Raw genomic sequence first — 25,163 nt, forward strand, 5'->3', positions numbered from 1 at the left:
GCAGGTGCGCGGGCCTACATTTCGAGCAGGAGCTTCATCATGCGCCCCATAGGCAAGACATTGACGTTTGCGCTGGCCAGCCTGGTCATCTCCGGCGCCCGGGCAGGCGAAAACCTGACGGTCGTTTCCTTTGGCGGGACTAACAAGCAGGCACAGGCCCAGGCGTTCTATCAGCCTTGGGAAGCGCAGGGCCGAGGCAAGATCGTCGCCGGTGAATACAACGGCGAGATGGCCAGGCTCAAGGTTATGGTCGACACCCACAGCGTCGACTGGGACGTGGTCGAGGTGGAGTTGCCGGAGCTGGCACGGGGCTGTGACGAGGGCATGTTCGAACCTTTGCCGGCTGATCTGCTGGGCGCTCCTTCGCAGTACCTCAAGGGTGCCATACAACCCTGTGGTGTGGGTTTTTTCATCTGGTCGACGGTGCTCTCGTACAACGCCGACAAACTTGCCAGCGCGCCGAGCGGATGGGTGGATTTCTGGGATTTGAAGAAGTTTCCCGGCAAGCGCGGATTGCGCAAGACCGCCAAGTTCAGCCTGGAATTTGCCTTGATGGCCGACGGCGTACCGCCTTCGCAGGTCTACCAGATGCTCGCGACCAAAGCGGGACAGGACCGCGCTTTCGCCAAGCTTGACCAGATCAAGTCATCGATCCAGTGGTGGGAAGCAGGTGCGCAACCCGCGCAATACCTGGCGTCCGGTGATGTGGTGATGAGCGCTGCCTACAGCGGCCGGATCATCGCCGCGCAGAAAGACAGCAACCTGCGTGTGGTCTGGAACGGTGGCATTTATGACTTCGACGCCTGGGCAATCCCCAAGGGTTCGAAACACGTCGAGCAAGCCCGGCAGTTCATCACGTTCAGCCTGGAAGCGGCCCAGCAGCAACATTTCGCCGAGAGCATTGCCTATGGGCCAGCAAACCTGGCAGCCATCGCCCGCCTCGACAAGCCGATAGCCGAACGAACGCCAAACGCCCCGCAGCATATTGCCCAGCAGGTGCAGAACGACACGGCCTTCTGGGCTGATTACGGCGAGTCCCTGGAGCAGCGTTTCAACGCGTGGAGTGCCCAGTAACACTTGCGTGGTCCTGAATGATGCCCAAGCCATTGGCCGGGCATTGTTCACCAAGCGTCATGCGTTGCGAACAGCCTTCAGTTCTGAAATCCGAGAAGTGAATTTTGCAATTTTCTGAATGTTCTTTTGATCGAGGATTTGTTAGCTTCATTGCGTGAGCGAGTCGGCCAACGGTCACTCGATAAGCCTGCTACACAAAACGGCACTCACTGCTGCGGCCTTGCCCGCTTTTCTCATGCCTATAACGACACTAAAACAGGTATAGAAAAATGCATCTCCTTCACTCTCCGCTCCCTCCCTCGATCGTTCTGGGCACCGCGCTCGACGTGCGTATCTACTCGTCACGCTGCGACCTTGATGTCGCACTCGGCTCTTCGTTGTTTTTCACCAACTGCTGATCCCCTCCTGCGCAAACCCGGCGAGCCTGCTGTCAGGCTGGGACCGTGTTTGCACCTCCCAGCTGCAGCCTGCGTTCGCCCATTGATCCCTAACGGAAAACCGGGCGTAGATCGAACAGGGTCTGTTGGACCTGACTGTTCATTTCTCGTCATTCCTTGATTTCACGATTTCGAGGCTGGCTCTCATGCAATCATCAACACCTGTCGAGGACGACCTGTCCTCGGGCGCAAGTGCATCACCCACACGACAAACCAACAACCTGGCGGCCAATGCCATGGGCACTGCGGATCTGGTATTCACCGTACTGGCCGCGCTGGCACCCCTGACGCTGATCGTCGCTGTCACTCCCCTGCACTTTCTCAAGGGTGGATCCGCGGTGCCCGGTGGCTATCTGATCGCCGGCTGCATCATGGCCTTGTTTGCCGTAGGCTACATGGCGATCAGTCGTCATGTGCAGAATGCAGGAGCATTCTATTGCGTGATCGCCAAGGGGCTGGGTAAACCGATCGGCGCAGGCGCAGCGGCGGTAGCGCTGGTGTCCTACAACGCGCTGCAGATCAGCACTTACGGCGCATTGGGGGTGTACGCCAGCGACACCTTGGCTCACCTGACCGGCGTGACATTGCCGTGGTGGTTTTATGCAGTCGGGGCGGCCATGGCGGTCTATACCCTGGGGTATAAAGGCATCCATACCAGCGCACGGGTTCTGGCAATCATCCTGATCGGTGAGATTGCCATGCTTGTGGTGCTCGCCGGCGCCGTCATGCTGACCGCAGGCCACCCCTTACCCACTGAGTCCTTCACCGCCAGTAACGTCCTGCAGCCGCACAACGGCGCGATGTTTGCGTTGATCTTCGGCGCGTTCATGGGCTTCGAGTCGACGACGATCTTCAGCGAAGAAGCGCGCGGCGGGCATCGCACCGTTCGCCGTGCGACCTATATGGCGGTCGGTTTCATCGCGGTGTTCTACGCCCTGATGTCGGCAGTCATCGTGGCGGCCTACGGCAGTGACATGATCCAGGCCGAGGCTGAAAAAGACCCGATCAATCTGGTGGTCAATCTGTTCGTACGTTTCACCTCACCTCCCGTCGTCGATGTGATGAACCTGTTGCTACTGGGTAGCGCATTCGCAGCGCTGCTGGCGCTGCACAACGTGTCCAATCGCTATTTCTACGCCATGGGCCGTGAAGGCCTGTTGCCGGGCTGGCTGGCACTCACCCACCCGCAACGCAAGTCGCCGTGGCTGGCCGGACTGCTGCAATCATCGCTTGCCGTAGTGTTCATCGGCCTGACCGTCGTGTGTGGCGTTGACCCTTATCTGGGCCTGTTGCTGTGGGGCAGCGCACTGGGAATGCTCGGCATCATATTGCTGTGGGCACTGTGCTCGCTGGCGGTGCTGGTCTACATGCGGCGCCGCCCGGGCGGGGAAAGCCTGTGGACAGTGGTGATCGCGCCGACAGCGTCATTCCTGGCACTGAGCGTCATCTTCGTGCTGGCGATCGACAATATCGCTTTGCTCACTGGCGCATCGGACCAGGTCAACGGGCTGCTGCTGGCCTGTGGCGCTGGAGCGTTCGTTCTCGGTGGTGCCCGCGCCTTGTGGATGCGACGCGCCGAGCCTCTGCGCTACGAAGCACTGACCAGTAAAAAAGGGGTTCAGCCATGACCCATACCTCGTCCCGGTGCTGCCCTTCCCCTGGCAGCACCCTTGAGCCTGTTTCGCCATTACCACCCCTGGCGGGCGATTATCAGCCGCTGGATTTGAGTGCGCTCTACAACCGTGCGACCGATCTGCTGGAAGACGCGCATGAGGTGTGCCTGGGCGAGCGGGTCCTGCACGGACTGCCTTTCAGGTTTGCCGATGCCGCAGCACCCGCCACATTGCTGCTGCTACAGCCGAATCAGGCGCCGACCAGGGTCGACCTGGCGCGTCACGCCCAATGGCTGATCTTCGCTCACGCGCTGCTTGAAACGGACCTCTACGAAGGCGGCCCGGTGGGCATGGCCTGCGCGCACTACACGCTGCACTATAGCGACGGCAGCCGCGTGACGCGCCCGGTGCGCCAGCGCTTCGAGATCGGACCCACGCCGCGCAAATGGGAAGGACGCGCCATCCCGCTGGATTGGGGGCAGACCCCGTTTCTGGCGTTGAACGACGCCCAGCATCAATTGATGGACCGCTGCTGTGGCCGCTATGACGCAGCGGGCGCTCGCCTGGTTGAAGTGGAGGATCCGCAGTCGCGCATTCCTTACGTCTTGCCGTACCGTTTTTACCTCTGGCCCATGGAGAATCCAGAGCCTGAAAAAATGATCGATCACCTGGAGCTGCATGCCGCAGGCCGTTCGATCATCATCGGCGCGATCACGACCAGCCAACTGGCAGAAGATCCGTTCGGCCGAGAGGTATCACGCGACGTGTTGCTGCAGCTGCACCACCAGCCGATGGACGAGCAGGTGCAATTGCGCGTTGATCGTGGCTTTTGCAGCTACGCCTATCGACTGGCAGGTGGCAGTGTCGAAGAGGACAGCCATTTTCCGAAAGCATGGGGGGCGGCGCAGGCGCAACCTCACAAGGGCTATGTGCGGGTTACGTCCGTGCCTTCCGGCACGCTCAGCCTTTACGCGGGGTCGCAGTTGCTGGGGCACTGCCGATGGCAGACGTTGTTGGAGCAGCACCAAGTGCGCCTTGGCGAGCAGGCAACTTTACGACTGGCGCCAGCGGACCGTACGTGGGTGCGCACCCGTTTCGTCGATGCGGACACCGGCCAGGCGCTGACCTGCCGGGTACATATGCGAACCCCTGACTCGATCCCGGTGGCGCCGTACAGCCACCACGCCCATATAAACGCCGACGGCAACACCTGGAATCTGGATATCGGGGGCGATGTCCGGCTTGGCGCGCAGACCTATGCCTACATCAATGGGGAGTGCGAGGGTTGGTTACCTGTCGGCCCCTTGATCGTGGAAGCGGCAAGAGGCTTTGAATATGAGCCGTTTCACCAACAGCTGACGATTGCACCACGGCAAACCGAGTTGCTCGTTGCGCTGAAACGTGTGAGTGATATCCGCATCCAGGGCTATTACAGCGGCGATACCCACGTGCATTTCATCTCCACGCAAGGCGCTGAACTGGAGGCGCGGGGTGAAGACGTCAACGTCGTCAACCTGCTGCTCAGTCAATGGGGCCATCTGTACACCAGCACTGAGGAGTTCACTGGCCAACCGCACGCTTCAGCCGATGGCAATACCGTGGTGTTCGCCTGCCAGGAAAACCGCACCAACATGCTGGGGCACATGAACCTGCTTGGATTGCGCAAGCCGATCATGCCTTGGTGCACCGGCGGCGCGGAAGAAGCGGACCTGGGAGGCGGGCTGGAGACCAGCCTCTCCCATTGGGCCGATGAATGTCGAGCTCAGGGCGGCACGGTGATCCTTGCGCACTTTCCCGTCCCCAATGGCGAAGCGGCGGCTTTGATCGCGACCCAGCGCATCGATGCCGTGGAGATGATCGCCTACGACGACTACAACGTGCACGAATACTATCGGTACTTGAATGCCGGCTACCAGCTCCCCCTCGTCGGGGGTACGGACAAAATGACCAGCGAAGTACCAATCGGGCTGATCCGCACCTACGCGCATTGCGCCGAAGGTTTTGACTATTGGAGCTGGTGCGAAGGGGTACGCAATGGCAACACCTTCGTCAGCAGCGGTCCGCTCCTGACACTGACGGCCGAGGGGGTCAGCCCCGGTGGCGAACTTCTGCGATGTGCCGACAGACCGGTTGCCATCCATGCCAGGGTTACGTCGATCTTCCCGATCGACCGCCTGGAAATCGTGGTCAATGGGGTCGTGGTCGCCCGCGAGCATTGCATGCATCCAGCCCGCGAGATGGAGCTCGAAGCTCAACTGCCGCTGACCCAAGACAGCTGGGTCATTGCACGCTGCTACGGACCCGGGGAACAGGTGGCGCGGCACCATGATGTATGGCGTCGGCCGGTCATGGCTCATACCTCGCCCATCTACCTGGCGTGCGGCGATCACTATCAGCGATTCGATGCCGGAGTTGCGCAGTACATGCTGGCGCTGATCGAAGGCTGCGAACTGTACGTGACAGAGCGTTCCAGACGCTTCTGGCCCGGTGGCGCGCATCACCGTCACGGTCAAGGCGACCATCTGAAGTTTTTGCTCGAACCGTTTGCGCAAGCCCGCGCGGCCGTACTCGAGCGCATTGCCCAGGCGCGCGAATCAATGCAAGCCGGCCTGCCCCCAAGGACCTTTAAACAATGACCCTTCCTGCTCACGATACTTCACTCAAACCCGCATTCGCCTGGTCGAAGAAAGACTGGCCGTCTGAACGCCCGTTTCAGGATCCGACCGTGCGCGAGGCCTGGTGCTATACCGACCGTTTTTCCTATCTGCCAGGAGAGACGATCGACTTTCACCTGAGCAGCAACGCCGAACGCTTTTCCATGACCTTGCTGCGCGACGGTGCCACGCCCTGCGTGCTTCAGCGTTTCGAGCAGCTGCAGGCACCTGCGTTGCCTGCTCCGCCCGATGCACATGCCAGCGGATGCGCCTGGCCGGTCGGGCTGAGCTGGACACTGGCGCAGGACACCGCAAGTGGCTTCTACCTGGTGGTCCTTCAGGTGGTTCAGGCAGACGGCGAGATCTGGGAGCGCGAACACTTTTTCGTAGTACGTGCCCGTCAACGGCAGCGCATGGCACTGGTGCTCACCACCAGTACGCTTGTGGCCTACAACGACTGGGGCGGTGCCAACCACTACCGAGGCATGGGTGACGATCCGCGCCATGACGGCGGATCACCACTGGCATCCACTCAACGCCCCATCGGCAGGGGCATGCTGCGCAAGCCTGCCGGTGCCCCCCGCGAGGCCAACTGCGAAACCCCCGGTATTGGCTGGGCGCCGCGCTACCCGGCTTATGAGTGGGCTGCATTGCATGGCTACAGCCGGCACCACGCAGACGCTTTCTGGGCGACCTACGAAAGGCCGTTCGTGGTCTGGGCCGAACGCGCGGGGTATCAGTTCGACTATCTGACCCAGCATGACCTGCACTCGGACCCACAGTGCCTGGCGGGCTACGACTGCGTGGTGCTGGTGGGGCATGACGAGTATTGGAGCTGGGCAATGCGCGATCGGATCGATGCGTTTGTCGACGCAGGCGGAGGTCTGGCGCGATTCGGCGGCAATTACCAATGGCAGGTGCGCCTCAGTGACGACACCACCACGCAATACTGTTATCGCTTGCCCTCGCTGGATCCGCAGGCTGGCCAGACGCCACACCTGGCGACCACCGTATGGGAAGCACGCTCCGTAGGCCGACCAGGGGCAACGACCATGGGACTCAATGGCCTGGGCGGTATCTACAACCGCTACGGAACCGCGACGCCACGCTCCTCCGGCGGCTTTACCGTTTACCGGCCTGAGCATTGGGCCTTCGCCGGCACCGACCTGTACTACGGAGACCTGCTCGGCGGTGCCCCCATATGCCTGGCGGCTTTCGAGGTCGATTCGGTCGAATACACCTTTCACCGAGGCCTGCCCTACCCCACCTTCGAAGACGGCGCACCGCCCTCTCTGGAAATCCTCGCCCTGTGCCCGGCCGTACGCGGGGAAGAGGACCGATTCGCCGGACGTTACCCCATCGGAGGCCCGGAAGCCGAGGTCTACGCCTATAACGAAAGCCTTGGCGACGACTTGCCGGACTACCTGCACGAAGGCCAGATGCGCGGTGCAGGCATGATCGCGGCGTTCACTCGAGGCAAAGGCGAAGTGTTCAACGGTGGTTGTACCGAATGGCCCCATGCATTGGAGCAAGGCGACCCTTTCGTGGACATCATTGTGCGCAACGTACTTGACCGGTTTTGCAAAGGAGACAAAGCGTGAGCATTGAGCAAATTCGTACCATCGGCGACCACTGCACCGCAGTGACACCCTCTACGGCAGATTACGACGGTGTTTCGTCGACCTGGACTGAAACCGAGTACAGGGCCTTCGACTTGCCCGGCGGATCATTCGGCGGCTATTGGCGGGGCGCACCCGGCGATGTCTACTTCCGTTCATGGCCCTATAACGAGACCTGCGTGCTCACATTGGGCCGCATAGCGCTGGAGGACGCCAGCGGTCGGCGGATCGAGTTTACAAAGGGCGACGCGTTTTATATCCCGGCTGGGTTTGAAGGGCGATGGATAACGCTGGAGCCGACTGAAAAATACTTCATCGCCATTGCTGGTTAGCCTCCCGCGCTGGATCCCTGAATCGCTGCATCCGCCTTCGGGGTGGATGCAGCGACAGGCCCTGCGATGAATAAGCCATTGGGTAGCAGCTCAAACCGAGAGCAAGAGCCTGTTTCGCTGACACTCACAGCCCTTCCTCGCGCAACGCTTTGCGCACCGCAGGGCGAACCTTGACCCGGCATGAGTCGGCGGCGCAGCCAAAGACGCGTCAGCGACACTGGCCAGTGCTCACGCGCCGCTGCTGGCGGCAACCGCGTGAACACCGGGCTCTCGGTTCAGGCCTGTGCTAAGCGCGCAGGATTCGCTCGATGCGCTCGCGCGCAGGGCCTGTGAGCCGTTTCACGCCCAGCAGGCGGGCGACTTCCAGGGCTGCATCGCCTGCATCGATGATGCTCGCTGCAATACGCAGTTCCTCCGCCGCGATCTCTTCGATGGAGCGCGCGTCATTGGCCGATGCCGGGACCCGGTAGGTCGACCACTGCGCCACATCGCCCTCGGCGTGCCAGACGAACACCTCCTCCGATCCCGCCTGTTGAACGTGGTGGTGCTGGTCAGCCAACTCCAGCACCCGGTCACGAATCAGCCGCCCCGACCGTTGGAAGCCGTGCGCCCGAGCGATGCGCTGGACCAGCAAGGCGTCGAGGATCGGCGCTTCCTGACGCAGCACCTGCTCAATGATCTGGCGCAGCACCGGGGTGTAGCCAGGCAGGTGAAACTGCTCGGCCTGGATCATCGGCGCAAAGGCACTGAGATCGGCGACGCGATACTCGCCCTGTTGTCCCGCATCAACGGCTCGGTCAGCGCGAGCACGGGCGATGCGAACCTCGGCAACCTGGGCCGTGGACTCAGTCACAGGGGCGATTGGCGCTTCGATCAGCTCTCCAGCCACGCCGGCGTCGGTGGCAAAGTCGATAACCAGTGGAACCGCCGGCGGCTGCTCGGGTGGCTGACTGGCCACGGCCTCTGCTCGGGACTGAGTCAACAGCTCGTTCAGCGCCAGGTGCAGGCTCTGCAACGCACCTTCCTTATCCACCCACCATTGCGTCGACCACAGGCGCAGCAGGTTCCATCCCAAGCCACTGAGAATCGCTGCACGTACCTTGTCCCGATCCCGGGCAGTGGCGGCGCTATGGTAAGTGGCGCCGTCACATTCAACCCCTGCCAGGTAGTCCCCTGGACGATCAGGATGAACGATCCCCAGGTCGATGCGGAAACGCGACACACCGATTTGCGGCACCACCTGCCAGCCCAGACGCCGCAGCCCTTGCGCGACAGCCTCCTCGAACGGCGAGTCATAACCGCCCACCGAGCCCTGTATCGCTTCGGCCAAGGCCCTTGGACCGTGCTGAGCGAACTCGATGAAGTGCTTCAGATCCCGGACCGCGCGGGCATTGGTCCGGTTAAGGTCGATCATCGACGGGTCGAAGGATGAAAACACCAGCATCTCTCGTCGAGACCGGGTAATGGCGACGTTCAGCCTGCGCCATCCGCCGTCCTTGTTGAGCGGTCCGAAGTTCATCGACATCACTTGCGCACCCGCCTCGGTTGGCCCGTAGCCTATGCCGAGCATGATCAGGTCGCGCTCATCGCCCTGGACCGTTTCCAGGTTCTTGACGACCACAGGTTCCGTCTGGGTGTCCTGGAAGAACGGCTCGATCTGCGGGTATTGCTTACGGGCCGCATCCAGCAGGTCGTTGATCAGCTTTTGCTGGTCGGAGTTGAGCGTGATGATCCCGATGGAATGGCCGGCAGCGACGAACGCAGGGTCGGTGAGGCGCTTGACCGTCTCACTGACGATGGCTTGAGCCTCGGCCTGGTTGTAGCGCCCTTTGCCTTTGGCGTACACGCCATCGACCCTGCGCCACTCAACCGCGCTCGCACGCGTCTGTGCCGCAGGAAAGGTAATCAGGTTGCTGTCGTAATAACGGTGGTTGGAGAACGCGATCAGGCTTTCGTGACGACTGCGGTAGTGCCAGCTGAGGCTGTGGCTCGGCACCCCTGCTCCCAGGCATTCGTCCAGGATGCTTTCCATGTCCTCGGCGGTGTCGTCGTCTCCGGCATTCGCGCCGCGACTGAAAAAGTTGGTAGGAGGCATCTGACGCGGGTCACCGGCGATCACCACTTGCTTGCCACGGGCTATCGAGCCGATGGCATCCCACGGCGCGATCTGTGAAGCCTCGTCGAAAATGACCAGATCGAATGGCGGCTGATCAGCAGGCAGGAACTGCGCAATCGACAGCGGGCTCATGAGCATGCACGGCGCCAGGCGATTGAGCGCGTCACCCATTTCAATCGCCAGCTGGCGGACAGGCTTATGCCGACGAGACTTCTGCAGTTCATGCTTGAGAATGGCGAAGCCGCTGCTCTTGGGGATATCGTTTTTGGAAGGTATCAAGCCGCAGAGTTTCGCCCGGATGTAGCGCACCGTCAGTTTCGCCAGCTCATCGTCCAAACGAACGAAGGCGCCGATGTCACTCATGTGCTCGGCCGCCACGAAGTTTCTCAGCAGCGGCTCGCCATCGATGCCCTGGGTCGCAAACCAGTGGGCATAGGCGGTGACGAAGGTTTGCTCGCAGGCAGATGGCATCAGCGTTCCTGCTTCCAGTGCCTGGGCCAGACTCGCCAGGCCGGCCTCGCTGGCCTGCTCGCGCACCCGGCACCAATCGCACCAGGCCTTGAGTTGCTCTTCCTGCTGCTGGATGGACAGTGAGGTCGCGCGCATCGCAGCCAGGCTCGGCTGTGCGTCCGTGGTGGTTGCAGCCAGGCCTGCGAAGAGCCGAGCGGCGTCGTCATAGCGCGACAAGGCCTGTTGCAACATTGATAACGCTGCGCCGATCTGGCCCTCGGGCGCCAACATTTCATTGGCATCAATCACCAGACCCGCGACTGTGCTGCGCAACGAAACCAGCTGGTCCGGGGACTCGGCCAAGCCACTGAGCAGCCCGCGCAGACGTTCTGCCAGGGTGACGGCGCGCAGCGTGCGCGAGGTGTCACTGGCCAGACCTTGCCAGCCAGGAATCGACTGCATGGCACCGGCCAGAGCGTCCAGTTCCAACAGCTGCGACTGCAGGCGCTGGAACGTTGCCAGGTCGCTGAGCGTATCCGGCAGGCCTGCTGCGCCACCTGAAGCGGCCAGTTTCTTCGCGACCTTTTTCTTGGCCATGGTGGCCAGGAACCAGAACTTGCCCTCGGCCTCGCGCCATTCGCTGTGCATGGCCTCCAAGGGGATGCGACGGCAAGCTTCGTCGGCGTAATTGAGCGACAGGCTTTCTTCAAGCTCACGGTAGCTTTCGATCAACTGGCAGGCACGGCGCGCTGCCTCCAGACGCGCCACGGCGTCCGGCGCGAAGGCGAATGAAAGGTTCAGGCCATGGCATTGCACGATCAAGCTCGCCAGCTCGTTGAGCTGCTGGACCTGTGTCACTTCTGCCACGGGCAACGACAGGCGGGTCAGGCCAAGCAGCCTTTGACTCGCGTCGTTCAACGCATCCAGCGCCTGCGGCACCTCACGTGAGGCGCTGGCGATCTGCGCCTGCCAGGCGTTCGACCATTGGGTCTGCGCCAAACCACCAAACGTGCTCGACAGCTGGCGCGCAGCAGCACCGTTGAGCCCAAGCCGACGCGCGAGGTCCAGCAACTGGCCGTACTCGGCGGCATCGTGTTGCGTGTTTGCCGGCCAAAGCAGTCTGGGCGTCTGGGGGCCGTGGTCACGCACCACACGACCAATCGCCTGATGCAGGGAAAGTCCGTTGCCCCAACGTCGATGCAACACCTCGACCAGTTGGTTGAGCCGCGCGCGCAGGGTTTGCAATCGAGCGGCTTCACGCTCCCATTGCTCCCCGCTCAAGGCGTCGCTCACGTCCCAGGCCCGGTCCAGCTGCTTGAGCACTTCAACTTTCGACGCTTTGCTCGAATGCAGCTCCAGGCAGAATTCGCCCAGCCCCTTCTCCGCCAACCGACGGTACACCACGTCAAGGGCGGCCCTTTTCTCTGCGACGAACAGCACGCGACGGCCCAACGCAAGGTTGTGGGCGATCATATTGGCGATGGTCTGCGACTTACCGGTCCCCGGCGGCCCATCCATCACGAAGCTGTGAGTGCTGGCAGAGGCCACTACCGCCGATAGCTGCGAGGAATCGGCCGGCAACGGGGCAAACAGCTGTGCCGGGGTCACCGTCGCGTCAAGGCGTTCGGGTCTGGGAAACTCGTGCGAGCCAGAGAAGCCCTCGCCTGCGGCGTCTGGCGCCAACAGATGCTTGACCAACGGGCTTTGCAGCAACTGCGCGGCGTTGGCATTGAGGTCTTTCCACATCAGGTATTTGGCAAATGAGAAGGTGCCCAGGACCAGTTCGGTGCTGACTTCAAATCCAGGCACATCGCGTACCGCTCGGCGCACCATGTTCCAGATGCCGGTTACATCGATACCGCTTTCGTCACTTGGCAATTCACCGTCGAGCCCGGGAATCAGCAACTCAAAATCATGGCGCAGCAGTTCAAGCAGGGTCAGGTTGAAACGCGGCTCCTCGTCCAGCAGGCTCAGCGTCACCCCAGACAAGGCACTTTTGCGCTCGAGTTTCACCGGCAGCAGAATCAGTGGCGCGGAGTAGGTTTTCGGGTCTTCGGCGCTTTTCTTCCACTTGAGAAAGCCGATGGCCAGGAACAACGTGTTGGCACCCCCCTCCTCCAAATCGCTGCGTGCCTTGCGGAACAGATCAATCAGCGTTGCCTCAAGCTTGATCTTTTCCAGACTGGCGAGCACCTCACCCCGGGCGAGCGCCTGACGAGCGACTTCGTCGACCAGGCTTTGATTGTTTTGCTCCTCGTACAGGGCCACATCACGGCCACTGCTTTTAAGGTCGGGGACAGCCACCACGCGAATACGCTGCCCACTGGACAGCAGGTCTTCAAGGGCTGCGGGATCCGGGCAGAGCAGGCGCACGCCTTTGGCGCTGTCCGGGAGATGGAGCAGACGGTTGCGGGTCGTCAGATCCAGGAGCTTGCGTTGCCACAAGGTCAGTTTGCCCGCAGGCCCTTGGGCACCTTCGTTGATCTCGACATCGAAGCCGGGCAGCGCCGGGGCTTCTTCCAATCCCTCCGGGGCGGGCGTTGCGTCATCGCTCGCCCCGGATGCATTCACTGCCGACACCAGCGCCAGCGGGCGGATCTTCTGAATCCGGGCCCGGTGCAAATCGATGGCCATGATGAACTGCTCATCATCGAGCTGACGCTGCGCAGCCGCGACGGCCTGGGAGAAGCTGGGCGCCGGCGCCTGGGTCGCCAGGGTGGTCTCGAAAACCACCATTTCCTTGAGGTCCAGACGCTTGCGCACAGCCGATGCCTCATCGGTCAACAGCTGGGCGAACTCTTGTGGCTGCAACCAGACGCCGGCGAATGCGTGGCCCTTGGTCATGATCAGCAGGGCATTGAGTCCCGCCTGCTCCAGCGCCGCAGCGAACAGCAACGCGGTGTCCAGACAGGTGGCGACGCCGTTTTCCAGCACCACGCCTGGCGGCCTGATCTTCTGCCCCTGTTGCTCGAAACTGGCCGGGGGCAATGCGTAGCTCAATTGAAAGCTGCACACCGCAGACCAGATGGCCGAGGCAAGTTCCCAGGTGCGGCTGCGGGACTTGCTTTCATAACCGTCAATGCCATCTTTCTTGCCTGCGCGGCGCAAGACTTGAGAAGCCGCCTTGAGCACACGGTCTACGGCTGGATCATTGGGCATGCAAAAAGCCGCCAACAGCTCCGGCATGGCGCTCAAGCCGCCCCACTCGGTGCGCGCAAGAAGTTCGGTGGCAAAGCGCTGTTCCACCAATAGCTCGTCGCCGCGGCACAGGCGCATCACCACTTCGGCGCTCAGGCTTTCAGTCAGCCCGGACAGATAACCCGCGTTGAGCTTGATGTCGCGCTCGGAGATGCTGAGGCGATCACCTGCATGGATGCGGTCAATGTGCCAGGTGCGACTTTCAACGAACTCGGGGTCGGTACTTAACGTCAGTTGCAGGTTTTCAAACGTGCTTTGTTCCTGATTGCAGATGCTCAGCTCACGGACCAACGGAACGGCATTCTGGTGGGAGGCGAAGCCGATCTTGCGGGCGATCAGCGCCTCAATCTTGATATTCATTCACGGGCTCCTGGAGCTACGAGCGCGGGCCCCACTGAGAGGCCGCCAAATGGCGCCTATAGTCCATGAGTAATCGATGGTTGGGAATCGTTAATCGGCGAATCGACGGGCGTTGATGGCAAATCCTGAGTCAGTAGCCATGAGAGGTGGATTCGATCTGCTGCGTGTTCGCTCTTCAATCACTGCCGAGGGCTTCTATGCCTCCCTCGGATTCAGCTAAATCCCAGATGAATTCATGACGCCGAGCCTACGATCCATCTGGAAAACAAGACTCGTTTGATGACGCGCATCGGCTATTCAGCAAATCCGCGCTCGGAAGAGGAGGATCAGCGTCAGCTTTGTTCGGTCCGCAGCGATGCCCTACCGCCGCACGCTCATTCGTCCACCGGCGCTCTTCCGGCATCTGACATCACACCGCGGGATGTCGCAACTGGGGTCAACAACCCTCACCTGCGCAACGACTGCGCCGACGACGCGAGGGCATGCCGCCCCTGACTAGGGCTCTTCCTGCCTGAGCGCCTCCACAACCAGCGCAATCGCGCGCGAGGCCTGGCGGCGGCTGGGGTAGTACAGATGGAAGCCCAGATACGTCGGGAACCAGTCTTCCAGCACCCAGACCAGCCGACCCGCCCGCACGTGCTCCTCGACCAGGACCTTGGGTACATAGGCGATGCCGAAGCCTTCGAGGCAGGCATCGAGCATCTGATACGTGGAGTTGAACACCAGCTGCCCACTCACCCGGACCTGAACCTCTCGGCTGCCTTTGCGCAGTTCCCAGGGCATCAGTGCATTACGGGTTGGCAAACGAAGGTTGATGCAGCTGTGTCGAGTCAGATCCTGAGGCGTCTTGAGTTTTTCATGGGGTTGCATGAACGCTGCAGAGGCCACCATGGCCATGGTCAGGTCGGGCCCGATCCGAGCGGCGATCATGTCTTTCTCGACCTGATCACCCAAGCGGATGCCGATGTCGTAACGTTCCTCGACAATATTGGCCAGGCCGTAGTCGTTGATCAGCTCGATGTGAATATCGGGGTAGCGCTGCAGCAGTGGCTTGAGACGCGGCCATACATAGGCATTGGCTGCGAAGTCGATTGCGGTGATCCGTACGACGCCACTGGGCCGGTCCTTGAGTTCACCGATCAGCTCGAGCTCATGGTGGATTTCCTCGAACCTGGGCGCCACGGCTGCCAGCACCCGGCGCCCTGCATCCGTGAGTGTGACGCTGCGGGTGGTCCTGGTCAGCAGCACCAGGCCCAGCCGGTCTTCCAGTGCCCGGACAGTTCGGCTCAACGACGATTGAGAGACCCCCAATTGCGCTGCGGCGCGTGTGAAGTTTCGCTCACGCGCGACGGTCATGAAACCAAACAAGTCGCTGAAATTCTCGCCGTTCATTGATGCCTCTGTGCATAGGTGCATTCCTGTCTTGCCATCTAATCATTGATCAGCTGCGCCTATAAAGTGTTCTTGTCGTTCATGCAGCCTCGGCCCCTGGCCTCCAAGGCATCGGCGGCTGCAACGGCGCTCCGCATTAGCGAACGACGCAATCCCACAAGCAATCGAGGCAAGACCCATGAGCAGTTCTGATCAAACCATCATCCGCAACGGCAGCAAACCCTCGGTCAAGGGACCTGACAGCTGGTTCACCGGTTCGGTGCGCATTGATCATCTTTTCCAGGCCCAGGCGCCTGGGCGTGCGACCGGGGCCATCGTCACCTTTGAACCCTCGGCCCGGACCTTCTGGCACGCGCACCCTCTGGGCCAGATTCTGGTGGTGCTGACCGGCGTCGGCTGGACCCAGTGTGAAGGCGGGCCGCGGACCGAAATCCGCGCCGGTGACACAGTGACCTGCGCTTGTGGGAAACGGCATTGGCATGGCGCGTCTGCAACCAGCGCAATGTCGCACTTCGCCGTCACCGAGACGCTCGACGGCAAGAACACCGACTGGATGGAAGCGGTGACCGACGAGCAATATTCGAGCGGACCTCTGGTGACCGAGTGAAGCCTGCCCGGGCCACCCGACCGGAGCCATGCTGACCGCTTTGGCGCAGGCATTCAGGGCAGCGCCGCACCGGCGATGCGTGCTTTCATCTAACGGATGACGTCACCGTTCATCGCGCATTACTCATTTTTTTAAACTTTTTCCTCGCCCTGATGAGTCACAGCCCCAGAGTCGTTGGCACCCACGCCAACGTTCCTACCCTCTGATATTTGTGACGAAGAGGCTTTTGATATGAATAAGAAACTGAGTTCTGCGTGCGCAATGGCTGCACTGACCTGCGCACTTTCACTGCCGGTAATGGCCGCGACCAGCACCAGTGGCACCTCGACTGAAGGCAGCAGCGGCGGCTCTGCATCGACCCAGGGCACCTCCTCCAACTCTTCACGGCCAAGCGGCACCAACGGCGCCAATACCAATGGCTCTGCGCTTCCCGGCTCCGGCGGTGAAGCCGGCAGTGGGGGCAATTCGAGCCCTGGAAATAAAACCCCATCAGGCGCAGGTTCAAGCTCTCAGAGCACGGGCGGCACCGGCAGCTCCGGGTCGACTGGAAGCTCTGGCAGCGGTTCGTGAACCGGTGACAGTGAGCTGGCCAAGCCGTGCCTGCCAGGCTTTGGCCAGCCCTCCCGGATCGATTGCGCATGCGCCCTTCGATCCGGTTTGCGCCGCAGGTCCGGGCTCAATGGCCCGGCGCTGTTGCCCGTGTGAGCACATGCCCATACGCACGGATACGACCGTCGTCTTCAACGCGCAGGTACACACCCTGCAGTTCAGGGGTGAAGCCAGGGAACTGGTTGATCGCATCCTGCAGCGCCAGGAAATACGCCAACACCGCGCCGTCCCAGATCTCGCCCGGTACGACGCATAACACGCCGGGTGGATAGGGCAAGGCGCCCTCGGCTGCCACGCGCCCCCGGGCGTCCTCCAGGGCAATCAGCTCGACGTTTCCACGGACGAATTCCAGACTCGCAGCGCGTGGGTCCAGAGCGACCACGGGCATGCCAGCCTGGCGAAACATGTCTTTCTGCAGCTGCTTGACGTCATGGCGGGCATACAAAGAATGCATCTCCTGGCAGAGCTGGCGAATGCTGTAGTCGCAATAGCGCATGGGGTATGCGTTGTAGACGCCTGGCAACACCTGCGCCATCGGCGCGTCGTCCTTGATGAACCGTTCGAAGCGTCCGATCTGCGCGACCAGATGATCCATCTTCGCCTTGCCTTCGGCCGGCGTCAGCAGAAACAGGATGGAATTGAGGTCGTTCTTTTCCGGGACGATGTCGTATTGGCGCAAAAAGGTCGCCAGCACCCCGGCGTGAATGCCGAAGTCCATGTACTGACCGGTCTGGGCATCGATGCCGGGCGTGGTGAACAATAATTTGCATGGATCGATGAAGTACTGATTCTCGGCGTACCCTTCAAATGCATGCCAGCGCTCGTCGGGGTGATAGCGGAAAAACCTCAGGTCGTTGGCGATCTCGTCGGTTGGATAATCCTGCCAGGAGCGCCCATCGATGGTCGGCGGTACGAAGGGTTTGACCAAGGTGCAGTTGTCCATCAGCAGCTTGCGCGCCTCGATACCGGCGCGCACGCATTCATCCCACAAGCGGTGACCGCTGCGCCCGCTGTGCATGCGCGCATTGACGTCCAGGCAGGCGAACAACGGGTAAAACGGGCTGGTGGACGCTTGCGCCATGAACGCGTTGTTCAGCCGTAAATGATTGCAGTAGCGCGCCTGCCCCTTGATGTGCCGGTCTTTCTTGTGGATCTGCGAGGCCTGAGAGAAACCGGCCTGCTGCTTGTGGATCGACTGCGTGACGAAGATCCCGGGGTCGTCTGCGCCCAACTCCAGCAGCAACGGCGAGCAGTCCCGCATCATCGGGATGAACTGTTCATAACCCAGCCACGCCGAGTCGAACAGGATGTAGTCACACAGATGGCCAATGCGGTCAATGATCTGCCGGGCGTTGTAGACGGTCCCGTCGTAGGTGCCCAGCTGAATGATTGCCAGGCGGAACGGCCGTGCGTCATCGGCCTTGGCCGGCGCCACGCTGCGCAGTTGCTCGCGCAGGTAGCGCTCTTCGAAACAATGCGCGTCGATGCCGCCAATCAAGCCGTAAGGGTTGCGCGCCGTTTCCAGATAAAGCGGCGTGGCACCTGCCTGGAACAACGCGCCCTGATGAATGGATTTGTGGTTATTGCGGTCGAACAGCACCACATCGCCAGGCGTCAGCAAGGCCTGGGTAACGATCTTGTTCGAGGTCGAGGTGCCGTTGAGCACAAAGTAGGTCTTGTCGGCGTTGTACACCTTGGCGGCACGTTTCTGGGCTTGCAACGGCGCGCCTTCGTGGATCAGCAGATCACCCATTTCGACGTCGGCATTGCAGCGGTCGGCACGGAACAGGGTCTCGCCGAAGAATTCAAAGAACAGCCTGCCGCTCGGGTGTTTGCGGAAAAACTGGCCGCCCTGATGGCCCGGGCAGGCGAAGGTAGAATTACCGCGCTCGACGTAGTGTTTGAGCGCGCCGAAAAACGGCGGCAACAAGGCCTCCTCGTACTGCGTTGCCGCCCTCTCCAGCTGCTGGCCATAGTAGTGAGCGTCATCGCCCTCCAGGTCGAACACACCGCTGATCTGCAGCAACACCTTCTCGATGTCGAGGATCGCGGCGCGCGTCAGTTCGTCGTGTTTGGCGACGGCAAAAAATACCGGGATATCAAAGCCGGACCGATTGATGTCATCGACCCGACCGGCGCGCCAGTCGTGCGCCGTGAGCACCACCGCCGCGACGTCCGTCAGATCGGTTGCGCAAAAATCCACCACCTCGCGCGTTGTCACGAAGCTGCTTCGAGCGCCGGGGCTTGCGGCAATTTTCAATCTATTCATGAAAAAACCTTCCTGGAGAGGTGGGGTGAATGAGTCGCGCGGATGAAGGGTTGCCGGTGAGCCTGGTCGGTGAATGTGACCGTCTTGATACCCCGCCGGGAGGACAGTCTGACCCCGCCGCGCACGAGCGGTACTGATCCAGATCAGAGTGCGGCTATACACTGCCCTAACCCCTGCCCGGAGGGCGTGGGTCCACGGCCAGAACGCCCTGCCGCAGCCTCGCTTCTGCCCGGAGGGCGTGGGAGTCGGAAATCTAAGTCTGCGGTATGCCTCACATTGCTTCTGCCCGGAGGGCGTGGGAGTCAGAAATCCAAGTCCAGAGCATGACTCACACTGCTTCTGCCCGGAGGGCGTGGGAGTTCGGCTTGCCGACGATCTGGTGCGAAGCGCCAGCAAAGCCTGCCAACGCGGTGTGCCTGACCCGCCGCGCCGCCTGATCCTACTGCCGGTGCCCGGCAGATCGCTGGCAAGCCTAGCTCCCACGGCCTCTGGCCAGAATCAAAAGCAGGCGGCGCAATAGTCCAACGCTGCTTGAGGAGTTTGTTTGAAACCATAGAGTCTCCAACAGGGTGAACCGACCTCGAAAGTTGGACATCAATCCTGACTTTTTAGGGCTCGGTTCAGCGCTGCGAACAGAAATCCAAGTCTGCGGTATGACTCAGATTGCTTCTGCCCGGAGGGCGTGGGAGTCAGAAATCCAAGTCCAGAGCATGACTCACACTGCTTCTCCCCGGAGGGCGTGGGAGTCGGAAATCTAAGTCCAGAGCATGACTCACACTGCTTCTGCCCGGAGGGCGTGGGAGTACGGCTTGCCGACGATCTGGCGCGAAGCGCCAGCAAAGCCTGCCAACGCGGTGTACCTGATACTGCCGGGACGTCTGGTTTTACTGCCGGTGCCCGGCAGATCGCTGGCAAGCCTAGCTCCCACGGCCTCTGGCCAGAATCAAAAGCAGGCGGCGCAATAGCCCAACGCTGCTTGAGGAGTTTGTTTGAAACCATAGAATCTCCAACAGGGTGAACCGACCTCGAAAGTTGGACATCAATCCTGACTTTTTCGGGGTCAGTTCAGCGCTGCGAACAGAAATCCGAGTCTGCGGTATGCCTCAGATTGCTTCTGCCCAGAGGGCGTGTGAGTCAGAAATCCAAGTCCAGAGCATGACTCACACTGCTTCTCCCCGGAGGGCGTGTGAGTCAGAAATCCAAGTCCAGAGCATGCCTCAGATTGCTTCTGCCCGGAGGGCGTGGGAGTACGGCTTGCCGACGATCTGGCGCGAAGCGCCAGCAAAGCCGGCCAACGCGGTGTACCTGATACTGCCGGGACGTCTGGTTTTACTGCCGGTGCCCGGCAGATCGCTGGCAAGCCGAGCTCCCACGGCCTCTGGCCAGAATCAAAAGCAGGCGGCGCAATAGTCCAACGCTGCTTGAGGAGTTTGTTTGAAATCATAGAGTCTCCAACAGGGTGAACCGACCTCGAAAGTTGGACATCAATCCTGACTTTTTAGGGCTCGGTTCAGCGCTGCGAACAGAAATCCAAGTCTGCGGTATGACTCAGATTGCTTCTGCCCGGAGGGCGTGGGAGTCAGAAACCCAAGTCCAGAGCATGACTCACACTGCTTCTGCCCGGAGGGCGTGGGAGTCAGAAATCCAAGTCCAGAGCATGACTCACACTGCTTCTGCCCGGGAGGGCGTGGGAGTCAGAAATCTAAGTCCAGAGCATGACTCGGATTGCTTCTGCCCGGAGGGCGTGGGAGTACGGCTTGCCGACGATCTGGCGCGAAGCGCCAGCAAAGCCTGCCTACGCGGTGTGTCTGACACGGCCGGGACGTCTGGGTTTACTGCCGGTGCCCGGCAGCTCGCGGGGCAAGCCCGCTCCTACAGGGTGATCGACTAGAACGAGGGTTTTTGACCGGTTCGTGGCGCCGGCATGCGGGCTGGGGGGGTCATCAGCAGCATCTGGTCGCGGTACTCGTCGGTCACCTGCCGCGCCTGGCTGTTGTTGGAGACCACCCTGGGGGTGATCAGCACAATCAGCTCCGTGCGCCCTTTTGAACGGGAGGTCGCGCCAAACAGCCAGCCCAATCCCGGGATACGCCCCAGATAAGGCACTTTATTGGACGTATCGACCGTGTCCTGGCGGATCAACCCGCCCAGTAGAACCGTTTCCCCGCTCTGCACCGCGACCTGAGTGGAGATCGAGCGGGTGGAGATACGTGGATTGACATCGGCACTGGTGGTGGCGCCGGCGTCGCTGACCTGCTGACGGATGTCCAGATAGACCAGTCCCCCCGGATTGATGCGCGGCACCACGTCCAGAATCACCCCGGTCTGTATGTATTCGACGCTGCTCAAGGTGGTGTCGGTGTTGATCGTATTGACCGTGGTCTGGCTGATCGGGATGTTATCGCCGACCTGAATCTGCGCTGGCTGATTGTTCATGACCACCAGCGAGGGCGCGGACAGCACCTGGGTCTTGCCGCTGGCCTCCAGGGCACGCAAGGCGATTTGCAGGTTATTGCCGACGAAGGAGTAAAACAGCGCATCGCTGGCACCCAGCCCCGCGCCGCCGCTGCCCACCGCGCCCTGGCTGCCGGCGACGTTGCCGATGCCGGGCGTGGTCGAGTTCCCCGCCAATCGACCCAGGTACCACTGCACGCCCAGATCCAGCTCGTCGGTCAAGGTGACTTCCAGAATCCGCGTTTCGATCTGCACCTGCATGGGCGGATTGTCGAGGCGGCGAATGGCCGACTCGATTTCCGCCCATTGAGTGGGACGGGTCCGCACCAGCAGCTGGTTGCTGCTCTTTTGCGCCGAAATCCGTGTGCTGTCATCCAGCCCCTTGCTGGTGCCCGCTTCAGCGGCCGGCTCGGTGTTTTCGCTGTTGGTCTGTTCCTCTCCGGTGGCGCTGAAGGTTCTGCTGCTCTCCAACCCTTGCCCGCCATTCTGCTGATTGCCGCCCAATGACCCGCGGCGCAGCCCGTCCACCGAATTGCCGCCCAGGCTTGACCCACTGCCGCCCAATCCGGCGCCGTTGCCGATCGGTGAGGACAGAATGGTGGTGCTCATGGTCGGCGCGACCTGCGCCGGGGCATCCTCCTGAATCGCCCCGCTGCCATAGATCTGCCGCAGGTAGCGGGCCAGGTCGGCGGCTTTCATGTTGCGCACGTCGTAGACGTAGAGCTGAGGCTCGTTGCCGCCGCCCTCGTCGATGGTATGAATCCACTGCCCCACTTCCTGCAAGTACTGCGGCTGCGATGAAATCACCACCACCGAATTGGTGCGCTCGATGGGCAGAAAATTGAGCATGCCGGCAAGCGGTGTCCCGCTGTCTGCGCCGAACACCCGCTTGAGCTCCGGCATCAGCTCGGCCACGCTGGCCCGCTGCAGGCTGAATACACCCACTGACATGCCACGCAGCCAGTCGACATCGAAGGTGTCGATGGTTTTCTGATAGTTGCCCAGCTCCTCGCTGGTGCCGGCCATGCCCAAGACGTTTCGTGCCGGATCGACCAGCAGAAATGCACTGTCGCGGGCAAAAGGCTTGAGCAGTTTCTGCATCTCGGTCGCCGAGATGAACTTCAGCGCAAACAGCCGCACCGACATGCCCCGCGGTGGCGCGCCGATGCCGATCGAGGGCACCAGCAGGCCCGCCACTGCCTGCGAAGCGGGCAGGATCACGTAGCGGTTGCCCTGGCGGATCATGGCGTTGTTGGTCCAGCCCAGCAGGCTCTCGAGCACGGCCATGGCCTGATCCTTGGGGATCGGCCGCGAGGTGGAAAACGACACTTCGCCGGTCACTCCCTGGGCGATGGTGTAATTTTCTTCCAGCAGATCACCCATGATGGTGTTGACGATGGCGACGATCGACTGATTGGTGAAGTTCAGCATCACCCCGCCGCTTCCGGGCTCGACCGGGCCGGATCGCGGAGCCTGCGGCGCGGTGTCCTGGATGAAGCGCTGGCTGCCGCGAATGAGCTGGCGTTGCGAAGGCGCGGCTGTGGACCCTGGCGGCTGCGTCGCGCTGGCCACAGGCAGCGGCTGGGTGGCAGGCCGACGATCGCTGCCAGTGCCACGCATGGCCTCGCGGAGCAGATCGTCATCGCCGGCCGGAGGGCGCGGCGTGGCACAAGCCACCAGCCCCAGCAAGAGGATGCCGACCAGAATCCTGTTGGCTGCCGTTGTCCTTGAATGCATGGCCTCAAGGCCTCCCGTCGCGATGGGGTGGTGGCACCGGGACTGCTGGCAACCGTGGGGTGGCTAACTGAAGCACGCGTGATTCGTCTGCGCTGTGTAGTTCGACCCGCCGTGCATCGATACGCGTCACACGCCAGGTGGCGTTAAGGTCCGCGCCTTCCTTGAGCGTGAGGCTTCGGCCGTCGGGCTGTCTGAACAAAGCGATTTTGTGTCCGCCTTCGATGATCACCCCGGTCAATTGCATACCCTCAAGCCCGACCCCAGCGGCTGCACTGCTGCGTACGCGGTCCGGCTGGCGATCGGGGTTGAACAACGGGTGCTGCCAGGCCGCTTCAAGGCTTTGCAACGTAGGCGCGGACGCCGCTTCAGGGACAGCCTCGACTGCCTCGGCGACGGGCTGAGGGCTATCGGCGATGTCTTGCGTCTGGCGACCCGTTTGGCTCATCACACTGACGATAGCCCCTGTAACGAATATCAACCCGAGCAGCAGACCGATCCGCATCGTGCGGCTCACCGATCAGCACCTTCGTCCGCGGGGGACTGCACCGCAGCGTCGGGCGCCGCCTCCTCGGTGTCGCCTTGGCTCCCGGCGGCAGGCTCTGTCGGTGAGCCGGCCATGTAGCCGGCGATCAGCAGGTGCACGGTCAGTTTTGCCGACTGAGTCGGTAGGCTTGGCGCCGGGGTGTCCTGCGCGTCCTGAGGCACAACGCTTGCGCCACGACTGATGTTCAGCTCTTCGACGAACAACAAGGGTCTGGCGTATTCCAGCCAATACAACAGATGCAGCAGAGGCTCGATGGCGCAGTCCAGGTCCATGCTCAGCATCACCGGCCGCCAGGGACCGGCCACCGAGCGTTCAGTGGCAATCGGCATGCGCTGGATGACACTGCAGCCACCACCCACGGCATCCAGCCCCTTGACCTGCCCGCTGACGCGCTGCATCAGGTCAGCGGCCACGGCGCTGGCGTCCTCGCCGGGCAGCAGACCCTGGGTGTCACTGCTCCGGGTCCTGGCATCCTGCAACTGTCGCTGCAAGCCGTCGCGCCTGACCAGCAGTTCGCTGTAATGCCGATCCTGCTCAGCCAGGGTCTGCATGCGCTGATTGATTTCAAGCAGGGGACCTACGAACCAGCTGTGCACCAGCAACCAATAGGCCGCGACCAGACAGACGCCCAGCAGCGCCAGCGCAAGTGCGCGTTGCTCACGGTCCGATGGTGAGCGCAGCATGCTCGACCCCCCGCGATGCCTGGGCACGCAAGTAGAAGCGGTCTTTGCCGCTGCCGGCGTCAGGCTGGATGATGCCTTGGTACTGCGCGTCAGTCAGATGAGGGCACTGCTTGATCTGGTTGATCAGGCTGCTGGCGTCGGCGCTGAAACCGGCCAGGTCTACCTGACCTTGCTTGTTGATCTGCAGGCTCTGCAGCCAGGTGCTGGCAGGTAGACAGGCGCTCAGCTCGGCCAGCAGCAGCGCGCGGGTCGGCTGCTGTTGTTTAAGATCATCGAGGTAGCGCTCTGCACCGCCCGCCTGTTCCAGGTCCCGACGCAAGCCCAGCAACTCCGAGGCCGTGGCGCGCTGTTGGGCGACCTCGAGGGTTCGGCTGGCCAGGACTTGCTCGCGATCGTGCAGGGTCAGCGCCATGGCAACCCACAGCAGCACCAGCAACCCCGCGCCTGCCCACAGCCACCTGCGACCCGAGCCTGTACTCGTCTGCAAGGCATCGTCAGGCAACAGCTGGGCCCCGAGCCGCTGACCCTGTTCATCCAGAAGGTCTATACGGGCCAACGCGATGCCGTGCCGGCTGAAAGTGTCCAGCCATTGGCTCATGTGTTCGCGGCGCACGACCACCAGCGTCACGTGCAGCCGGCCTGCACTGAGGCGGGTGCTGTGGACCCAATAATGCACGCGTTCGGCTGGCAAGGGTGTGAAGCGGTCAAGCTCGAATGCCAGCACGTTGTGCAACGAGTGCCTGGCGGCCAGTGGCAACGTCAGGCAGTGCACCAGCGCCTGATCCGGCTGTAGCAGCAACACCGCCTGCACAGACCCGGCCGGCGGCGTGGGCGGCTCGGCCAGAGGCCATTGGTAGAGCTGTTCGGCGGGCTTGCGGGTCCAGTGTTCCGGCAGGCAAGCGCTCAGTTGTCCCAGCCACCACTGCCAGGCGCGGCGCAGCCCGCTGCCTCGCCAACGGTTGATCAGCTGTTGCATCCCGATCCACGGCAGCTGTGCGCGCATGTCAGGGCCAGA

The 25,163-nt window shown here is 61.8% G+C and carries 14 protein-coding genes and 1 pseudogene; 8 read left to right on the plus strand and 7 right to left on the minus strand.

The features are described 5' to 3' along the window. Positions 1-39: 39 nt before the first annotated feature. The 5 genes from ACI2KS_RS19925 (at position 40) to ACI2KS_RS19945 (ending at position 7,729) form a co-directional block, all read left to right on the plus strand. A complete protein-coding gene (locus tag ACI2KS_RS19925) occupies positions 40-1,074 on the plus strand; it encodes an ABC transporter substrate-binding protein (protein WP_404622711.1) in 1,035 nt (344 codons plus the stop codon). A gap of 583 nt (positions 1,075-1,657) precedes the next feature. After that, complete coding sequence (locus ACI2KS_RS19930) at positions 1,658-3,139, plus strand: APC family permease (protein ID WP_404622712.1); 1,482 nt, start codon at positions 1,658-1,660, stop codon at positions 3,137-3,139. After that, a complete protein-coding gene (locus ACI2KS_RS19935) occupies positions 3,136-5,760 on the plus strand; it encodes a CehA/McbA family metallohydrolase (protein ID WP_404622713.1) in 2,625 nt (874 codons plus the stop codon). The genes ACI2KS_RS19930 and ACI2KS_RS19935 overlap by 4 nt, the downstream gene beginning before the upstream one ends. Beyond that, positions 5,757-7,379 carry a N,N-dimethylformamidase beta subunit family domain-containing protein gene (locus ACI2KS_RS19940; RefSeq protein ID WP_404622714.1) on the plus strand — a complete coding sequence of 541 codons (1,623 nt, stop codon included), beginning with the start codon at positions 5,757-5,759 and terminating at the stop codon, positions 7,377-7,379. Before ACI2KS_RS19935 ends, ACI2KS_RS19940 begins: the two co-directional genes overlap by 4 nt. After that, entirely contained in the window at positions 7,376-7,729 is a 354-nt protein-coding gene (locus ACI2KS_RS19945; protein ID WP_404622715.1) for a cupin domain-containing protein, read from the plus strand. Before ACI2KS_RS19940 ends, ACI2KS_RS19945 begins: the two co-directional genes overlap by 4 nt. A gap of 286 nt (positions 7,730-8,015) precedes the next feature. Here the strand turns inward: ACI2KS_RS19945 and ACI2KS_RS19950 are convergent, their stop codons facing one another. Further along, positions 8,016-13,853, minus strand: a complete 5,838-nt coding sequence (locus tag ACI2KS_RS19950; protein WP_404622716.1) for a DUF3320 domain-containing protein — start codon at positions 13,851-13,853, stop codon at positions 8,016-8,018. A 106-nt stretch (positions 13,854-13,959) separates the two neighbouring features. On the opposite strand from ACI2KS_RS19950, the pseudogene ACI2KS_RS19955 reads away from it, so the two are divergent. Further along, positions 13,960-14,067 (plus strand): annotated as a pseudogene (locus ACI2KS_RS19955) (GNAT family N-acetyltransferase); the annotation flags it as partial. Positions 14,068-14,348: 281 nt separating this feature from the next. On the opposite strand, the gene ACI2KS_RS19960 reads toward ACI2KS_RS19955, so the two are convergent. Beyond that, positions 14,349-15,245 (minus strand): LysR family transcriptional regulator, encoded by an 897-nt coding sequence (locus ACI2KS_RS19960; protein ID WP_404622717.1) that lies wholly within the window; start codon positions 15,243-15,245, stop codon positions 14,349-14,351. 178 nt (positions 15,246-15,423) lie between these two features. Between ACI2KS_RS19960 and ACI2KS_RS19965 the strand changes: the two genes are divergently transcribed. Beyond that, positions 15,424-15,852 carry a cupin domain-containing protein gene (locus tag ACI2KS_RS19965; protein ID WP_404622718.1) on the plus strand — a complete coding sequence of 143 codons (429 nt, stop codon included), beginning with the start codon at positions 15,424-15,426 and terminating at the stop codon, positions 15,850-15,852. A 231-nt stretch (positions 15,853-16,083) separates the two neighbouring features. Beyond that, positions 16,084-16,422 carry a hypothetical protein gene (locus ACI2KS_RS19970; RefSeq protein WP_404622719.1) on the plus strand — a complete coding sequence of 113 codons (339 nt, stop codon included), beginning with the start codon at positions 16,084-16,086 and terminating at the stop codon, positions 16,420-16,422. Positions 16,423-16,528: 106 nt separating this feature from the next. Here ACI2KS_RS19970 and ACI2KS_RS19975 read toward each other — a convergent pair whose 3' ends face one another. The 5 genes from ACI2KS_RS19975 to ACI2KS_RS19995 form a co-directional block, all read right to left on the minus strand. Then, positions 16,529-18,730 (minus strand): ornithine decarboxylase, encoded by a 2,202-nt coding sequence (locus ACI2KS_RS19975; protein ID WP_404622720.1) that lies wholly within the window; start codon positions 18,728-18,730, stop codon positions 16,529-16,531. 1,887 nt (positions 18,731-20,617) lie between these two features. After that, the gene (gene gspD, locus ACI2KS_RS19980; protein WP_404622721.1) at positions 20,618-22,921 is read right to left on the minus strand and encodes a type II secretion system secretin GspD; all 2,304 of its coding nucleotides are present in this window, start codon (positions 22,919-22,921) and stop codon (positions 20,618-20,620) included. 4 nt (positions 22,922-22,925) lie between these two features. Next, positions 22,926-23,435, minus strand: a complete 510-nt coding sequence (locus tag ACI2KS_RS19985) for a hypothetical protein (RefSeq protein WP_404622722.1) — start codon at positions 23,433-23,435, stop codon at positions 22,926-22,928. Next, on the minus strand, positions 23,432-24,148 hold the full coding sequence (gene gspM, locus ACI2KS_RS19990) for a type II secretion system protein GspM (protein ID WP_404622723.1): 717 nt from the start codon (positions 24,146-24,148) through the stop codon (positions 23,432-23,434). The genes ACI2KS_RS19985 and gspM overlap by 4 nt, the downstream gene beginning before the upstream one ends. After that, a complete protein-coding gene (locus ACI2KS_RS19995) occupies positions 24,123-25,151 on the minus strand; it encodes a PilN domain-containing protein (RefSeq protein WP_404622724.1) in 1,029 nt (342 codons plus the stop codon). Before ACI2KS_RS19995 ends, gspM begins: the two co-directional genes overlap by 26 nt. Positions 25,152-25,163: the final 12 nt, after the last annotated feature.

Origin of the sequence: Pseudomonas sp. NPDC087358 (assembly GCF_044900785.1) — a bacterium.
Classification (GTDB): domain Bacteria; phylum Pseudomonadota; class Gammaproteobacteria; order Pseudomonadales; family Pseudomonadaceae; genus Aquipseudomonas.

Coding starts and splice junctions, on each gene's coding strand:
- ACI2KS_RS19950 (WP_404622716.1), bottom strand. CDS start 13,853: ATGAATATCAAGATTGAGGCGCTGATCGCCCGCAAGATCGGCTTCGCC.
- ACI2KS_RS19935 (WP_404622713.1), top strand. CDS start 3,136: ATGACCCATACCTCGTCCCGGTGCTGCCCTTCCCCTGGCAGCACCCTT.
- ACI2KS_RS19995 (WP_404622724.1), bottom strand. CDS start 25,151: ATGCGCGCACAGCTGCCGTGGATCGGGATGCAACAGCTGATCAACCGT.
- ACI2KS_RS19965 (WP_404622718.1), top strand. CDS start 15,424: ATGAGCAGTTCTGATCAAACCATCATCCGCAACGGCAGCAAACCCTCG.
- ACI2KS_RS19975 (WP_404622720.1), bottom strand. CDS start 18,730: ATGAATAGATTGAAAATTGCCGCAAGCCCCGGCGCTCGAAGCAGCTTC.
- ACI2KS_RS19940 (WP_404622714.1), top strand. CDS start 5,757: ATGACCCTTCCTGCTCACGATACTTCACTCAAACCCGCATTCGCCTGG.
- ACI2KS_RS19960 (WP_404622717.1), bottom strand. CDS start 15,245: ATGAACGGCGAGAATTTCAGCGACTTGTTTGGTTTCATGACCGTCGCG.
- gspD (WP_404622721.1), bottom strand. CDS start 22,921: ATGCATTCAAGGACAACGGCAGCCAACAGGATTCTGGTCGGCATCCTC.
- ACI2KS_RS19930 (WP_404622712.1), top strand. CDS start 1,658: ATGCAATCATCAACACCTGTCGAGGACGACCTGTCCTCGGGCGCAAGT.
- gspM (WP_404622723.1), bottom strand. CDS start 24,148: ATGCTGCGCTCACCATCGGACCGTGAGCAACGCGCACTTGCGCTGGCG.
- ACI2KS_RS19970 (WP_404622719.1), top strand. CDS start 16,084: ATGAATAAGAAACTGAGTTCTGCGTGCGCAATGGCTGCACTGACCTGC.
- ACI2KS_RS19925 (WP_404622711.1), top strand. CDS start 40: ATGCGCCCCATAGGCAAGACATTGACGTTTGCGCTGGCCAGCCTGGTC.